General features: G+C 54.7%; 10 protein-coding genes and 1 pseudogene. 3 read left to right on the top strand and 8 right to left on the bottom strand.

The window, feature by feature from the left end; translation table 11 throughout:
* Positions 1–2,222: 2,222 nt before the first annotated feature.
* The 6 genes from QOL82_RS26485 to QOL82_RS26460 form a co-directional block, all read right to left on the bottom strand.
* Positions 2,223–3,254: a ParB/RepB/Spo0J family partition protein gene (locus QOL82_RS26485; protein ID WP_283445323.1), complete on the bottom strand. Its 1,032-nt coding sequence runs from the start codon at positions 3,252–3,254 to the stop codon at positions 2,223–2,225.
* Entirely contained in the window at positions 3,251–3,928 is a 678-nt protein-coding gene (locus QOL82_RS26480) for a ParA family protein (RefSeq protein WP_283445322.1), read from the bottom strand. Before QOL82_RS26480 ends, QOL82_RS26485 begins: the two co-directional genes overlap by 4 nt.
* Positions 3,929–4,953: 1,025 nt before the next feature.
* Complete coding sequence (locus tag QOL82_RS26475; protein WP_283445321.1) at positions 4,954–5,190, bottom strand: hypothetical protein; 237 nt, start codon at positions 5,188–5,190, stop codon at positions 4,954–4,956.
* A gap of 182 nt (positions 5,191–5,372) precedes the next feature.
* A complete protein-coding gene (locus QOL82_RS26470; protein WP_283445320.1) occupies positions 5,373–7,445 on the bottom strand; it encodes a site-specific integrase in 2,073 nt (690 codons plus the stop codon).
* Positions 7,446–8,015: 570 nt separating this feature from the next.
* The gene (locus QOL82_RS26465; protein WP_283445319.1) at positions 8,016–8,666 is read right to left on the bottom strand and encodes an SGNH/GDSL hydrolase family protein; all 651 of its coding nucleotides are present in this window, start codon (positions 8,664–8,666) and stop codon (positions 8,016–8,018) included.
* An 18-nt stretch (positions 8,667–8,684) separates the two neighbouring features.
* Positions 8,685–9,260, bottom strand: coding sequence for a hypothetical protein (locus QOL82_RS26460; protein ID WP_283445318.1), 576 nt, complete (start codon positions 9,258–9,260; stop codon positions 8,685–8,687).
* A gap of 1,254 nt (positions 9,261–10,514) precedes the next feature.
* Between QOL82_RS26460 and QOL82_RS26450 the strand changes: the two genes are divergently transcribed.
* The 3 genes and pseudogenes from QOL82_RS26450 (at position 10,515) to QOL82_RS26440 (ending at position 12,948) form a co-directional block, all read left to right on the top strand.
* Complete coding sequence (locus QOL82_RS26450; protein ID WP_283445317.1) at positions 10,515–10,901, top strand: hypothetical protein; 387 nt, start codon at positions 10,515–10,517, stop codon at positions 10,899–10,901.
* 266 nt (positions 10,902–11,167) lie between these two features.
* Positions 11,168–11,344 (top strand): annotated as a pseudogene (locus QOL82_RS26445) (IS66 family transposase); the annotation flags it as partial.
* 374 nt (positions 11,345–11,718) lie between these two features.
* A complete protein-coding gene (locus tag QOL82_RS26440; RefSeq protein WP_283445316.1) occupies positions 11,719–12,948 on the top strand; it encodes an AAA family ATPase in 1,230 nt (409 codons plus the stop codon).
* A gap of 84 nt (positions 12,949–13,032) precedes the next feature.
* On the opposite strand, the gene QOL82_RS26435 is transcribed toward QOL82_RS26440, so the two are convergent.
* A complete protein-coding gene (locus QOL82_RS26435) occupies positions 13,033–13,323 on the bottom strand; it encodes a hypothetical protein (RefSeq protein ID WP_283445315.1) in 291 nt (96 codons plus the stop codon).
* A gap of 448 nt (positions 13,324–13,771) precedes the next feature.
* Entirely contained in the window at positions 13,772–17,005 is a 3,234-nt protein-coding gene (locus QOL82_RS26430; RefSeq protein ID WP_283445314.1) for a sacsin N-terminal ATP-binding-like domain-containing protein, read from the bottom strand.
* Positions 17,006–17,106 lie beyond the last annotated feature (101 nt).

Here is a 17,106-nt window from a genome sequence, read left to right as displayed (position 1 = left end):
TTCCTTCAGTGGATACTTCTGATGAGGCCTGATTATCAATGGTCTGGAAATAGTGTCAATGCGGACATTTAGTGATTCACTGATGCTTTGCGTTGTGCATCCTCGGGGTTCGTCATTGCTGCAGTTGGTTTCACCATCACTGGACGACACACAGACACCCGATGCTGCTAGAGAGTATGTGTTGATGGTGCTTATGATTAAAGAAGAAGATTAAAATCAAAAGATTATAGTGGGGAAAAGTTCTTATTATTCATGCACTTGCAGATGGTTTTTCGGTGGTTTCACTATTAGTGGTTCGCTGATTCCGCTACTAGTGATTCGCTGATTTCCCTGTTAGCGATTCACTGATTTACTGTTAGTGCTTCACTGATCAGCTATTAGTGATTCACTGATTCACTATGTCTGATCCGTCTGACAAGCTGGCATGCGCTACGGTAGAGCTCCAGCGTGACATGCGATGCGGGCGTTCTTAACCGTCTTCATAGGGAAAATGGGGTCTTTGGGCCTAGTGATTCACTGATCCCGCCACGAAAAGTGGAGCCAGTAAGATCCATTTAGTGAGATCAGCGGATCGCTATTAGTGATTCACTGATGCTTTTTCCTGCAGGCAGCGTGATGACGCGTAAATTACAACACTAGCGCGGAAGAAAATCCCGGCTCGGCGCGCGTTTCCTGGCTTTTTGTTGTGGAAAAGATCGGCTCATCAGTGAATCACTAGTACCAGAACCTCATTTTCGTTGGTTGGAGCAGCCAGCAAGGTTGTTCGGGTTCTTGCCACCTGCCGGCCCATCAGCGAATCACTAAATGAGGTGCGAGTGGAAATTTAGTGATTCACTGATGGCTGATCGGGGCGGTGGACCGTCTCGTGCTGCTCTGCAGTTGTCGTGCGGATCTACCTGAGTCAGCTGTTGGCCGCCATGGCGGTTCCGAGATGGCAACGGGACGGTTCATCGTGGTGCAGCAGCCGTGAAATGACATTCCTCCAGGTCCGGGACGGCGGACTTGGAGCGATCGGGCAGCTTTACTCTGCGACTCCTGTTCCAACATGCTCCACTGGTGAGAACTTTTGTGAAGTCGTTTGAAATTTGAGCGTTCGGACATTCTGCCTAGACGGGAGGTCGAATATCCGTACATTTCCCCTTTGCTTGATTGCCGGGCTCAGAATGCTTGGAAGGCAATCATTGCCTCCGCCTCAATCAAACTGATGGAGCTGTCTCGGTCGGCTCGGTCCCTTGTCGTTACTGCCTTCGGATCAGTTTTGCGATTTCCTTTATTCTCCGGTGTTCGCATCCTGCCGTATTCGGGGTGAGGGAGCGTTCTGCAACTTGACCATGTAATGCCCTTCCCAGCATGGACGTTCTGGTGAAGCCTACCGGATGGATTGCATGGCCGCCATTTTGCCGAGTCCGCGCCCCACCTGGAGGGCGGTTCCCATCTTTCCAGGCGGCGTCAGTTGTATGACAGTTACAAGTTTGGATTGCCCGGCTTCGTTTGTCACCTAGCGCTACATGGGTAAAAACCGGCATCTGCTGCAGATGGTCCGGAATCGCTCCAGTCTGCATCGAGGTCCGATTTGGTCTAGCGCCTTCTTGCCAGAGCCGCGCCATTCACGTGGCGCACAAAGATTCTGTCAAACCTCGGCGTTACTACTGCCGGCTTTCGTCAACCCCTTGGCAAGGCAGGAAGGCTTGCTTTTGGAAAGCAAACCGTCACTGTCGAAAAAGAAGCTTGCCGCGCCTTTCCAGATCAGGTCGTGTGGAAAGACTTCGGAAAAGCTAGGAAGACCCGAGCGAGCAACGAAATAAGGCGTCCTGGCGAGCCGGTGAGGCACACCAAGAGTGCTAGCGTGCGGCTGCAGTAGCGATATGCCTTCAGAGGCGCTGCGACCCGGCGTTGCCCTTGTTGGCCGTGTCCTCTGGCGTGGCTTGCATCTCCTTGGTCCGCGCCCTCCACATCGACGGGGCATTGGTCAAATGGGTTGCGCACGTAGGCTCCAGCGAAATCGTCCCCACGCCGGCAGAACCGATGAGCAGCAATCCTTGCGTTTTGACGTGGTTGAACAGGGTTGGATGCAATCGGATGGTCTGGTGAGCATCAGGTCTGCCGATAGGAGCAGGTCAAATCCTGCCCCCTACCCTGCTGAGCGCTTTGGGTGGAGCTGCGTTAGCCATGCTGTAGTCCGCAGCGCTCCGTCGGTGGAGCCATGCGCGAATTTGTCCGCCTTAAGCCTGGGCTGGCAGGATTCGCCGGAGCTGATCAACCAGCGCGGTGCGGGTCTCTTCGTCCAGGCCGTCGATCCGGAGTTCGACGCGCCCTTTGGTGACGAATTCCTTGAGAATTCCGTCCTTATTACCGTAGGTGAATTTGTACGATTCGGACCGCGGTTTTGGGATCACTGCATTCCCTGCCCGCCTGCGCTCCTTGAGATAACGGACACGGGCCTCGACATCGCGTGACGACATACCCTTGCTGCTTGCCTCCTCGATCAGCTTCATCGTGTTCTGCTCATCGCCCACGTCGTCGTGATATTGCGACAGCGCATACAGCACGGCGCGCGAGGTCAGGTCCTTGGCGATGCACTCTTTCATGATGTGCATCGGTAGCTTGCGCAATGACAGCGTTTTTGCAATCACGGGTTGGCTGATCTTGAGCGAGTCGGCCAGTTCCTCCTGGGTCGCATAGACTCCCTTATCGAGCAAGTCGTGCCACACCAGCGCGTCGTCGAACAAGGTTTGCGCAGAGCGCTGGGCATTTTCTTCGCGCGAGGCAAGATAAAGCGCCTTGTCGCCTTCCGGCTCCGCAACAAGGTCCACCTTCAGGTAATTCCAGCCCAACTGCAATGCTGCCCGCTTGCGACGGTGCCCGTAGATCAACACGCATTTTCCGTCCCGCCAAAACCCCCGGGCGGCAGACTGCTGCCCATATTTCTGAAAGCTGTCAGCGAGCCCCTCAATATCCGAATCACGATAGACCCGACGTGCATTGAACGGGTTATCGGTGATCGACATGAGAGGCACGTCCTGCACGCCTGCCTGGGCCGGACCCGTGACCACAGGGTCTGGCTTGCCTGGCGGAACAGCGCTCTCCGCTATGGGCATACTCTGCGGGTGCGGAGCGGGATCGGACGGCGGGGAATCAGGCGCATCTTCGCGGAGGGCAGCAGCGCGACGCTCGGCTGCGCCGCGGCTATCCGCGCCACGCGTAGACGACGCATCGAGCGCAGCGAGCAGATTGGTTTTCTTTTTCGATGTCATTTCATGAACTCCTCGACTGCACGGGCGAGAGCGGCAAGTTCCTTGCGCGCCTTATCAGACGGTTTGGAAACTGCCTCGATGGTAGTGCGGAAGTTGGAAGCAGATTCGAACGGGGCCAGGTCTCCGATCGTTGCAAGAACGGGAAAACCGGACATGTCGGATGCGCGCTCGGCGAGGTGCTTTTGCGCGACGCGACCGGGCTTCATCATATTGACGACCAGACCGACAGGAAGCGCCTCGAATCCCTTGCGTATCCGCTTCTCGTTCACGGTGTCCAGTAACTCTTGAACTTCCTCGAGCGCATCCTTGTGCATGATATCCGGGACAAATGGAATCAATCCGCGGTCGGCAACGAACAGCGCAGCCGCCAGATCGGCGGAGTCGAGCCGGGGCGGCGTGTCGATGACAATATAGTCATAGCCTTCATTGATCAACTTCTCGATATTGGCCGCGTATTGGCTTACGGTCACCCCCACAATGGGACGCACGCTTGCTGGGTGCTGGGGAAATTGTTCAATCGGCCGCGTTTCCCATTTGTGGGACGATGCCTGGGGATCGGAATCGACCACCACGACTCGCTTCCCCTGTTTAATCAAATAGCCAGCCAGGCTCATGACAAGCGTGGTCTTTCCAGGCCCACCCTTTTGATTAAATATCACCAATATTTTTGCCATTTTTTCTGGTCGTCTGGGGAGTAAGTTTGCAAGACTATTGCCTATGTACTGGTCTGTCAACCGTCGGCACTGGCGTCAAAGGCAGATTAGCAACGCTTGTGGCACACAATTATTCTGCGCGGAATAATTGTGTGCCACTGGCGGACCCCGTTGCTCCTGCTCCAGCATCCGTGTTTTTTCTTTCTATTCCCTCACTGTGCAGTCTATTTGTCCGCGAAATCGCTTCGTGCACGGCTCACGAAAGCCCGCACATAATAATCAGTGCCTTCAACAGTCGAAATAGTGCTAAACGAATTTTTCGGTACCTGTAGCAATGTCCTTACACAAGTGTCGTATGCGTAATCCGATTCCCAGATACGCACATAGCCTGATTGCTAGTCTTCCTATTGCGACTTGGCAGTACTCGTGGAAATGTGTCTGGGCCCAATTTATTCCGCGCGGAATAAATTGGGTAGCAGGGTCTTGAGCAAACATTCGACGCTGACCGTCGAATCACAGATGCGTGGTTCAAAAAATTGCGATTTGTACCCACTTGCATGATTCCATAAGCGACACGCACAACCCAGCAGATGATCGGTAAGTTTTAAATTTCGCAAGGGACCGCGCACCGTAGACTCTTACGTCGATGCCGAACTTCATGTGCCTAACGATATTCTAGGAAACTTAGAGCCGTATTGTGCTGGCACGTTGCAATTCTAAAGTGCGAGTCACAACATTGAGCGAGTTGGCATTGTGAGTAATTGATGCGACATTTCAAAGCATTTCAGTGCTTTCATGTCTAGTACAATGTCTTTATATTGAGTGATATTTCCGCATCCATTTGGTTATACCATTTAATTTGCGACGACGAAACTGTTTCACTCCTCGCCATGGGACCGTATTTATTCTGCGCGGAATAATTCCCCGCGTACGTTGCGCAGCCATCGCCGATCGCGCTGGCTGCGCAACGAAGCTATTACGAGTATGTGGAAGAAGCGCACGCCACGTGAGCGAAGCCACCACGACAATGCAGACATCTCAACTTCCTAGTGCCTCGGATAAATATTCATTACCAGAGTATTTTTATCAATTAAACGTATATTGCACTTCTGCGTATTGAATTTGGTGCGTCGATTGCGTGAAAAAGTCAATGCATTCACTGCTTGATCGATCATCTTGAATGCGGCATCGGCATCGGCATCGGCATCGGCATCGGCATCGGGCTCCGATTTGTCCCATGCTATCCGCCTTGACCGACCGTCCAGAAACACATTTACCGTCATGCCATGTCGTACCGTAAAAGCCATCGGGACGTTAACCAGCTGCCATTCACCTGCTGTTGTTTATTAATTTGAAGCTGCGTTGACCCCACGCGCGGCGGACGATGACAAATGGAAAACGGTGGCGCGTGGCCTGCCTGCGGAGAGGGGAGGGTGCCTATCCCATGCAAAGATGCCAGTCCCGTTCAAGACCGGACCGATCCCAACGGCATACGCTTCCAGGCCGCTTGCGCTGCTTTCATGCGCCGGCGTTCTTCGCTGGTCGTGTATCCCGTTGTCGTGTCCAAGGACGCGTGCCCCATATTTTGTTGCAGCAAGTCCAGTGGCATCCCCGCAGCGACCGCATGGGTGCCATGTGTGTGCCGCAACCAGTGCGTGGACCCTGTCGCCAGTCGCTCTGCTCCTATCGGATCGATCGGAGCAAGTTGCTCGGCGCACCCCTTGAAGAATTTTTTAATTGCCGCGTACACAATCCCGTGTGATATGCCTGCCTTCGGGTCGACAGCCATCTGGGCACGGGGTGACCACGGCGCCCGCGTTGCTACATCGGTGGCGTGGCCAAGCAGGTACGTCCCCCGGTTGCTTGGCGCCTCCGGGTTTGGATCAAGCCCGCGCGATGCCAGATACTTGGCCAACTCGTCCACTACCTCTTGCGGCACCTGGACAATGCGTTCCTTGTCGCCTTTCCCAGTCACTCTCAGTTCCCAACCAGAGATCACGTCATCAGATGCCGGATCCGGATACTGTACCCAGCGAAGGTCGTCGACACGGGCCTGCACGCCTTCAATCAGCCGTATTCCGGTCGAGTAATACAGTCGTAGCGCGAAGCGCAGCCGGCGATCGGCAGACCGGTCGGAGAGTTGCGCCGCCTGACGTTCGATAAACGCCCACTGCGCCTGCGTGAAACTGCGACCGCGAGAGACAGCAACGCGGGTTGGCTTCGGGACCGTGACGCCATTCCACGGGTTGCCAACCAAATAACATTGGTCGACCAGGAATTTATACAGCGACTTGAGCACGCGTACCGCATGCGCTTGCGCGCTGCGGGAGAGCGGACCCTCGAACGGGCGCCAAAGCGTCGACCATTTGTCCCGCCCACGCGGCGCGCACCACAGGTCTCGCGGCGATGGATCGGCAAGAAATGCCTGGTATGCCTGACAGTCTTCCAGCGCCAAGGAGGAAAGCGGTTTCTTGTGCTGGACGATCGCCCAGAGCATGAAGCGCTCGGCTTCCTTCAAATAGGAGCGCTGCGTATGGGAGAGAGTCTGCAGCCAATCGTGCGGTCCCTCTGTTCCTCCAGGCGCGGTACCACGCCGCTGCCGAAGCGCTTGCTTTTTCTCTGGTGCGATTCCCTGCCGGGTTTTAATCCAGAGCAGCACCGCTTCATAGTCATTGTCGGCGCGGATCATGCAGCGCTCGCGGGGTGCCCGGTAGCGCCCCATTGCGCCATCCAACGCGCCTGGGATAATTAATTTGTCGATCGGCACGATCGCCGTCTGGCGCGGCACGACATGCGCCAAGAGGTCCCGGCCTACCTTCGATGGCGCCACCAAGACATGGCTACCCAGCGTCAAGCCGATGCTTGCTTCATGATGGCGCAACCATTCCTCGATGCGCCTGGCCTTGATCGGACCCACCGCGGCAATGCTTGCATACCAGCGTTGGCCGATGCCGTTGATATGGGTAATGAGCGCGCGCAGCGTCCATAGCCCGGCTGCCTGCAGGCGCCTGGCCTGGTCCGGATTCAGCCAGGAAGCAACCGGATCGCCGGCACCGGGCGGTTGCGCGGCCAAGGATTCGAGCCATTTGAGCGCCTCGAGTTGCCTAGAAATCAGTTTTGCGCGGCGTTTTTGCTGGGCCGCATTCCCTGGATACTCAGCCAGGTAAGCTTCGATCTGCTCGGACTCGGAAAATTCCTCCAAGCTCCGGTCCGCCACGAACGCATCCAGACTCGGCTGCGTTGCTGTCCTGTCATCGAAGCTGGACAAATCCGCGACGACGAGGCGGGCGGTGCCAAACTTGTGTTCCCGCTTGGCGGCAGCAGCAAACGCATCCCGAACCCAGAGGATGGTTTTCCGGACGATCCGGGCATCGCTGTGCGCCCCCTCGATCTGTAAATAGCGTTCCCAGGCGGCTTTGCTGTCGGCGCCTTGAATGAGCGCCCGCATGAACGCGAAATGACCGATGTGCAGCTTCCGGGTGGTATCGATGGGCAGACGCGGGGGAGCAATAGCGGTGGGCAACGGGTGGAGCGGCATGCGGTTTTCTCTCGGGCGAACAGCGGAAATGGGCCCGCTGCAAATAGAAGTAGGGTATTTAACCACGTTTTCGGCAACCATTGATAACACGACTTATCAATGATTGAGATAACTATCCGAATGGTTTGCACTGTGGACAAAGCGAGTTATGGGAAGATATATGCCGTGAGAAACGCTTGGCTTATATGCGGCAATAACGAGTCTTGGGATATAACAACGGTCAACGAGATGCTGACCCGGATGGAAGCATGTTCCGGCGTATTCATAGCGTCGACTGACGCATTGTTTGGCACCAAAAATCTTCCTGCCTTCCCTGGCGCCAGCGACTTGTCGATCATTTCGCTCCAAGCCCACAAAGCCAGACTTGCCCTACGAAAGGATAACCCTGTACATCCTCATCCTGACTCTTGTCCTTAACCGGACTATGCCCGCGACGATGACTACCGCGGAATTTACAAGTAAGGAAACCTGTGAAGACGCTGCTGATGCGTGGAAAACGCAGGCCAAGATCATGTTCAACAACCCGTTATTAACGACGGTCTGCAAACCAAAATGATGGCGCAGGAATATTCAGTTCAGGCCAGCTCCGAACACGACCGTCCGCAGCACTGACATGTCCTCCGAGCGTACCAGTTCCGCGATCGCCGCGGCGATCTTGCGCCCTCCCTGCTGCGATGGTTCAATCGGCGAGGCCGGTGAATAATCGCCGGGGTGATCACAGACAAGTCGAAGATCGAGTACAGGCAGCCGCCGTGCTGCCGCTTCGCGCAAGATCACGTCGTTGAACACGGCCAGGGCGGTACGCAAGCCTGGCGAGAGGCCGGGCACGCCGTCGTAGATGGTCGCGATAACCACTGGCAGGCCCGGTGCTAATACCTCATCGAGCATGCGGCGATACTCGATGCGAAACTCCGCTTGCCACGAGGCCAGGAGCTCTGCCGCCTCGAGCACCGACTTGACGCCCAACTGCATATGGCCGACCAGGCCCAAGACATCGTTGCCGCCGCAACTTACAACGACGTGATTGAACTGCGCCGGCATATTCCGCAGACGGCTTACCTGTGTTTTTACATCTGCCAGTACGTCGCCATCGCGCGCCAGCAGAATTACACGATGCTCGTCACCCAGCATTGCCTGCAGTTGGGCCTGAACTTCACAGCCTTTTGGTACATAGGGAGCGTTGTCGAAGATCGAATCACCTAATAAGAAAACGTGACGCATTGCGGATCTCCTCGACTTTCAAACCGGATGCAATTTGTAGTGGTTGTCTTCGTCGATCTCGAAGAACAGTTCACCGACAGCGGAATTTGGCGTGTCCGTCCACAAGGTGACGAGGGTGGCAAGTTCCATCACCAAATCGCGCAGTCCGGCATTTCCTTCCATGGCCGCCTTCAATTCATCGCGCGTCATCCCGGGCACGAACAGCGGCGCCAGCGCGAGCTTGCCCTCGAACCCGACCAGGTCCTGCCCGACCAGTTTATCGTGGACTGTTTTCTGCAGTCTTTTGACGTCCGGATGGTAACGGGCATCGGCGACCGACATCTGGAAGATCTTCGGTGTGCTGCGGCATGCGACCCGGCATGCAATGAAGCCATCCTGTGGCTGTCCGACGCCGGCTGCACCATCCAGAGCCAGTGCAGCGGTCGGGCTGGCATACACACCATTGCGCCGGGAAGGCATGTCGTCCGGACGCGTGAACTCCCAGAGGTTATCGACCAGATACGGGACATTTGCTGGAAGGCGGGTGCCAGGGTGCCGCGTGTGCTCACGCTCCGGATCAAAGTTAGTGCGAGACACTGCACGGAAGATTTTCATGGAGACTCCTGGGTTCATTATCAAGGTTTTACTAAAATGGCCGTGCGGTGCGACTTTTCCGAAAAAAGCAGCAAGCAATTCGCACAAGAACGAAATTTGCAAGGCTTTCCTGGAGGACCTAGGTCGGGCGCGTCACCGTGAGATAGCCAGGCCAATCTCTCCAACGTCGATGCGGCTGACTTCATCCAATGCAAGGTTTGCACTAAGCGCAAGATCTTGAGCTGAAAATTTGCGACGCTGATGCCATGTGACGACGACCTGAGTTATCCACTAGCCTAAAACTTACAAGAGCAGGCTATTCAAACTGTTGAATTGCACGAGACGTGTGGGACCGTCGCTGCCGGCACGGAGGTTGTCATCATGAGCGGCAAGTGCACGTGAGCGACATAATACGGAAAACAAGTGGGTTAACAATTTCATGATTTTCGTCTTTAGCCTAATGCCATAACTCAGGCCCCTGTTCAGGGAATAAGATTCCTAAAAGAAATAATACGCCTGATTGTGAACTTTAGGTAGTCGCAAATTTAATGAAACGCTTAGGTCGTATTCGCTTAAATAAAACGTCTCACGGCAGCAACGCAAGCCCCACTGAAATTTCTTACGCTCTCGTTCCATTTGGCAAAAATGACAAGCCAACCTGATTTGTTCAGCCTGAAAGGACTAGCGCAGGAGCGAAGGAACAATTCAATGCGTGCTTTTACTTGGCTTGGCCAGGGCAGCAGGTTCGTCAGACGCTATCTGGCGAATCTGCTGCCCTAGGAAATCTCAAAACCGTTTCGGGACACGCATCAGACCTATCCGTTTTGGCGCAAGCTTTCCGCTGCCTTGGCCGGCCCACGTCCGTCTGCTTTCGATTAGGAAACCGCAAGCCCATACCTTTTATGAAACCGAAGCCCTGCGCGGAGGCTGGACCGCCGGATCGGTATCCAGCTCTCTGAGCGCACAGCGCTGCCGCACAACAAGGCAGCGATTCTGAAAAATGGCGAAGCGGCCGAACACGGCGATACCCTTACGCCCGAGCACGCTATATTTGGCACTGGTCAGAGATAGGCGAGGCTTCGCTCGACGTCAAATTCGCGCAGAAACAGCGCTCTTCGCGCAAACCTTTGGTAAAAAACATGGATGGACTTGTGTGCATGCGCCTAACCCAATTGGCTTCGAAGGAACGGCGCAAGACCTTGGTTAATTTTGTGCCATGCGAACACAGAGGCCTTGGGCGTAAACTACGGCACTTATCGCGCTGAAAAACAAGTCATGACTACTGGCCCGTCCGATTTCCGCATCCGCAACTGCACAGCAGACGACTTCGATTTCGCTTGTCCAAAGGCTTGGACCAACATGAAGGCCGGCTTCAGCGCTAACGTCCGGCACTGTGACGCTTGCGACCGCAACGTGTACATGTGCCACACCGATGAGGATCTGGCGTTGTACACGTCATTGAACTATTGCGTTGCGATCCCGGCTACCGAAGCAGATGGTCCGGTGCCTAAAATGCCTGGGCAAGAAGCAGGGCCGCTCGTCGAGGTCGTCTCGCGGTTAAGTGGTATCTGGCGCCGCGAAGGGGAGTTCGGCAAGACTTACGATGACTGGGTTGCATCGCTCAAGCCTGAGGATATTCCTGAGTTTTTGCGTAAAAAATAATGTCATGAAAGACGTATGAGACATTTTCCGACGCAGAAAAATTAGCTGACTGGCGGAAAAAAGCGAAGACATGCAACTACAAGCAAAACTGGATTTTGCATGGGATGCCACATTCGGCCGGTGCCAATGCCGAACATATCGCGCATTTCCCGGGGCGGAAAGAGAGGAGCGCATTGTCGGCGAAGACCAGTGCTACGCAGCTGGATGCCTTCCGTGATGCGCTTGTGTCGCACGTGCAGAAGCTGGCCTGACAAATATGCGGCGATGGGCGCATCACGGAGGCTGCAGGCGTGGCCCATGCGCGCCGCGGCATGCGGGGGTTGCATGTGCGTCGGGCCACTGCAACGGCGACCGAAGCGTTGCGCCGGATCGGCGAGCTGTATGCAATCAAGACGCAGCTCCGTGGCCAGCCGCCCAACTGGCGCGACGAAATACGTCAGCAGGCTACGCCCGTAGAACATTTGACAATTTGTGACTCGCCTATGGCGTCAGCGGATTGACAGCGAGGTGTTGTCGGTACCAAGTCGTTACTCTTGCTTCTGTCAATCAATAAACCAGTGTTTCCAGATTTCCAGAGTAGGTGCGAACGCAAGCGCAGTCTGCGCCCGAAGGGTGAAAGCGAACATCTCGGTTTGGTCTCAAGATAAAGGAATCCGGTCCCGAGTTTCTGCGTGCCGGCATCCGCGTCGCATGCGCCAATAAAAACTACGCAACGATTATCATCATCGCAAATAAATTTCCCGAGGAAACGCTGTAATAGGGCGAAATGCTGCTGATCTTTTATGATCGCGCGTTGACTGGAACCGAGGAGAGCTAGTTGGCCATAATCGAAGGTTTCCACGTTCAAAACTTTCGCGCCTTACGCGATGTGTCACTGGGCAAACTCTCGGGGCAGGCTGCCAGGAAGCCGCTGACGCCGATCACGGCGGTGATCGGCAAGAACGGGGTGGGTAAGAGCTCCCTGCTCGATGCCTTCGGCTTTGTGGTTGACTGCCTGGCAAGCGATGTGGAAACCGCGTGCAATATTAAACAGCGGGGAGGGTTCGAACGCTTGCGGTCCAAAGGCGTTGATGGTCCGATCCGCTTCGAAATTTATTACCGGGAAGCGCCCAACGAGCGGGCTATCAGCTATGAACTGATCATCAATCTGGACGACACGGGCCGGCCATATGTGGCATTCGAACTGCTGAAACAGCGGCGCAAGGGGCAGACCCATGGGCGCCCTTTTCCTTTTCTGAGACTGGATCGCGGCAAGGGGCTGGCCTGGGCCGGCGAAGAGGCGGTCGAAATCGAGGGTGAAGAGGACCGCACTCAATCAGTCGTCGAGCTGACCGACCTGCGCCAGCTGGGAATTGCCACCCTGAAAACGTTGAAAGAGCACCCGCGCATCAAACGTTTTCGGGATTTTCTGAAGGGGTGGTATTTCTCTTATTTTTACCCGGATGCGGCGCGTAGTCTGCCTAGCGCCGGGCCTCAACGGCATTTGAACGTGCGTGGAGACAATATTGGCAACGTGGTGCAGTTCATGGAGCGCAAACACAAGGACCGTTTCAAAAGCATCCTGGCGCGCATTGCCAGCAAGATTCCGGGCATCGCCAAGATCGATACCGAGGTAACCGCGGAAAAGCGTGTTCTGCTGCGTTTTAACGATGGGACGTTCGACGACCCGTTTTTCGCACAGCAAATGTCGGACGGCACGCTGAAAATGTTTGCTTATCTTTTGCTGCTGGAAGATCCGGAACCGCCGCCATTCGTTTGCATCAGGGAACCGGAGAACGGGCTCCACCACAAGCTGCTGGAGTCGCTGGCGCAGGAATTCCGCAGCCATGCCACGGGCAAGAAAAACGCATCGCAGATCTTTGTGACCACGCATCATCCGCACTTCATCGATGCGCTGTCGCCGGAGGAGGTGTGGATCCTTGAGAAGGGGCAGGAGGGTTTTTCAACGATTCGCCGGGTTTCTGAATATGAAGTAGTCAGAAACCTTGTGGCGGAGGGGCTGCCGCTGGGCGGGCTCTGGTGTAGCGACTATCTCGATGCGGGCTGAGCATGTATTTTGAGATACTGGTGCAGGACAGCTTTGGGGAAAGCTGCTTGACGCGGCGCTAACTAAGTTGCTTGGCGAGCAGGATTATCTATCTTCTAAATCCATTACGTATTCGCCCAAGTAAAAATCCCGGTAGTAGCGGTACAAACATGCCGCAATCCCATAGATCCCCATAAAAACGATACCCCACCAGACATATGTTGGTACCACAGCGCGGCAGGCTGGCTGAATTCTGCCTATGATGGCAAAAGAACATGGCACGTTGAGAACCTGGTCCAGGAAAACTGCAAATACGAACGCAAAGGCCGTTGGCTTTAGTTTAAATAAAAATCTGTACTGGCTCGGCCGACGTCTGCTACGACGATAGTAAGTCATGATAAATCTCCTTTTGGAAACAATACGCCACATCAACACGCGAGCCAAGTTATTTCAATATAGCAATAAAATCGCCGACGATGTCTGTCATCGAAAAGCGCTGTGCCCTTGATGTAGCGCCAGTCCAAGCAGAAACGAACTCAAAGCTTTTCGCTAAGTAATCGTTCCCATGACTGAGGCGTCGCCTTTTCAATAGCGCCGTCATAGGAGGAAGGTCAGGAAAATTCAGTTTTCTTGTTTAGCACTCAGCTTTCTGTTTTTTGTTGTTCGAGAAACGTGTCGCGCCAGCCCTGCAAAGCTGGCGTTTAACATGCTCGGCATCGATCGTTTTGGCCGGTTGGTCCTGATCCCGCCTGCCGCGTGAACCGCACCGCCCCCACGTCTGCTTGCTTATTTGGATACCAAGTTCGTGTGCGTTACGATGCGTATTTAACTATTTGACCGCGAATTACTCGGCCGGCGGTTTCATATGAGCGATTTTTGCCCAGCCCTTGTCGAAAGTAAACGTCCGGGCATGGGCAATGGGGTTTTGGATCCTTAGTACCCGTGCTTTCCCAGGGGCGCTCGCGTATTCGACGACGTACAACCAGTACGCTGCACTATGCTCCCGTGCGCACTCGAACTGTTTATGCGAAAGTCCCACAGGACGCTCATCAAGGCTACCAGTCATCGATTTGACCTCGACCCATCGAATTGGCTTACCGCCATGATCAATTTCGTAAAGGTCGAACCCTGGATTTCCGTTTGCTGTGCGACGCAGCTGTGGTTCAAGGCTGGTAATCAGTCTAATCGCTTGCTCTTCAATCTGCATACGCGCGGCTTGCTCGAGCCCGTCTGGATCAGGTTCCACGTCATTCGGATGAGCTCCAATGTATGAAATGAATGGCCGCCCGCCAGCATGACCCGGCGGCCGTTTTCCTTGACCACCGTCTCCATTTCCTACACCTCTGCCGGTATGATTCCTGTTGCTGCCTGAGCCACCGTAGGCGCCCCCACTGGTAGTCTCTCCAGGTTGTTCCCTCGTGCCAAAGTGCTTGTTGCCGCCGCCTCCCGCGCCTCCTGTCGCACCGTCACTACTGTCAGGATCATATGTCCCAGGCTTGATTTCTGGCATGTCAGGGTCGTAAAGGTCTTGGGCGTTGGAGTAAACATTAGACTCTTCCTTGGCAGGAATGCCCAATCGGGCTGCTAGTTCCGTAATGTTGGTAATGCCGCATTTGCGAAGCAAGTCAAGCGCTGCAGGATCGATGCCGGCCGCCTTGGCAAGCTGGTCGATGATTGGCGGCTTGAAGGCGAGCTTAGTCAGCAGGAAAGGATTGGGCTTCCATCCAAGAGTGTCGAATACTACAAGGCCAGGAGGCTGAAGTGCTCCATTCGCACATGGAACCCATGCGACCAGATTAAGCGTCTGAATAAAAGCGGCGTCGAATCTGGCCGTTTTCGTTTCATGAAAAAAGCTCCATTTGTAAGAGCCGTAGAAGGCACCTGTGCCGCGCGCTTCCAAATCAGCCAGTGCATCCCACAGTAATTCTGCCCTGACTTTCGCATCGTCAACATCGAGCTTTGGCAAGATCTCCAGCAACTGAGCAAGCCCATGAATAGTAAAATCTTCAGGCTGATTCTCCCGGCTTGCCCGTTCAAGTCCAGCTTCTTTACGGATCTTCGCCTTCTCGTCCGCTCCCAGTGTAGAGACGACTGGACGTGGACTTAGGTAACGACTTGCGCCGCAAGCCACAAGTAGTTCCCTTGTATCCTCGCCGCGCAGGCAGTCGTAGGCATCATCAACGATGAAGACCCCTGTAATACCGGCAAAGAGCTGTTTTAGTCGATCCGTGGCAATGTAGATGTCGCCGGGCTTGGCCATAGAACCTTTTCCGTTACCGCTGTCTACGACCCTCACGAACGCAGTTTCACGTAGGGCTGAACGCAGTTTTTCCCGCTGCGTTGCTGAGTCTGTACTGAAGGCTGAGCGGATGCGTTCGATATCGGCGGCGTAGACATCATTGCTCAATTCAACTTCGTTTTGCCGGTACTTCGGCAAGATGTTTCGAATCACGTCATCAACCGGATCGGGTCCAGTAATCCTCAACGAACCTAGGAAAGCACACGCTTCTGGCGAGGCACACACCGCTCGGCGTACGGTCGGAAAGCTTGTTTCGAGGGCACTAGGCAGGAAAGCTTTTGCCTCGCCATTCTCCCGTGCGACAACGTGGGTGCCATTGGCAAGACGGACTAATGGAATCGTGTCGAGATGGCGACGCACCGCTGCCTCTTGGCCGTTCAGAAACTCGTAAAGGCGCAACACCCACTCATCGGGCTGCGCCTCAAGGAATGACTTGGTCAAATTTGGCACCAGTTTTGCTGGCGTCATTAATGCGATGTCGAGCTCATTCGTCAGATACTGCTGAATCTCTGGTGCTTTGTCTTGGGTTATATCGCCAGACAGCCACGAGATGCCTTCTGAGCCGAACAGTGCTGTCATCTGTCCTGGGCCAAACAACTCTCGCAGCTCTTTTGTACGCGCCAGTTTTGCGTGCCTCGCCGTTATATAGTCGCCATCGGAGCGGGGCAATAACCGATCACTTAGAAAGGCATGACGGACCGCGTCGAACAGCGGCACAAACCTCGAATTTTGCGGAAATTTTTTGCGGTCTAGTGGTAGACAACTCAGCGCGGAGACATCCAATATTGTCTTGTCCCGCATCCATTGCATCGCCTCTACTAATAGACTGGCCGTTTCCTTTACTAGATGCTGGTTCCAAGGCTCATTTGGCGGAATGTTGTCCCGACTGGGAGTCGTGCGATACGGGCCCTGAACCAAAAAGCCAAGGTGGGTCTCAACCACGGTCGGAAAGAAAACTACTAAGGGTGAGCTGCTCAGTGACTGCACAACCCACCGATCAGAGACGTTTTCTACGGCCACCAACGAAAAGGCGATTTCCACGCGCCCCACCTTTTGTTGTCCGACGGAGAACACATCCCGGTGGAAGACCAGCCAATTTTGATCAACTTCGGGCTGGCCGCTTTCTTGGCCAATCACCGTAATGCGCTGGACGTTGGAGCCGAGCGATTCGGGGCTGTTGCGAATATAGAAACCGGTTGCGCCACCTTCAACGCTCCAGTTGATTTCGTCAATGTGACGCAAGAAAAGTAGCGCGCCGGGGCCCAAGTTTCGAAATCCTGCAGTGATTTCCTGTAACGCGGTCCTGTCTCCTTCCTTTAAGGGCAGGACGATTTGCGTTTCATCTATCGCGCGCGCCGTGCGCCCTATCGCTTTCGGGAAAACGTAATCTTCAATGGCGAAATCCTCATCGCCAGAGTGAATTTCCGGAAGATCGGTAACTGTATAAACCGACTTAAAACCAAGACCAAATCGACCAATGGAGAGTTCGTTCTTCGTGCTTTCAGCGATGTCACACACGCTTCGGACGTCGGCTTGGTCGAACGGCTTGCCAAAGTGGGATAGCGCCAAGCTGGTCGGTGCCAGCGCAAACGTAATCTTGCGTGGACCTTTCCAATCGCCGCGCCGTCCAAGGGCGTCCTCGGCGTTTTGTAGCAGTTCGAAGATGAAATGCGTGCGGTTGTCGTAGAGCCCGGCAGCCAGCCCCCCGGATTTTTGAGCGCCTTCGGTGCCATAACGGCCCCGGTTTTCTTCACAGATTGTTTCGTAGTTAGACGCCACAGCTTCCCCTTAATGCAGCATTTCGGCCTCAAAGTTAGTGCCAAGTTTGCCTAATTTTTCCAAATCGAAACATTTTATGCCAAGATACGCCAGCAGACCAA

The sequence above is a fragment of the Noviherbaspirillum suwonense genome (assembly GCF_900182955.1).
In the GTDB taxonomy this organism is placed as follows: Bacteria; Pseudomonadota; Gammaproteobacteria; order Burkholderiales; family Burkholderiaceae_D; genus Noviherbaspirillum_A; species Noviherbaspirillum_A suwonense.
Note: the sequence above shows the minus strand (reverse complement) of the source record. Positions and strands in the feature narration are given on the sequence as shown.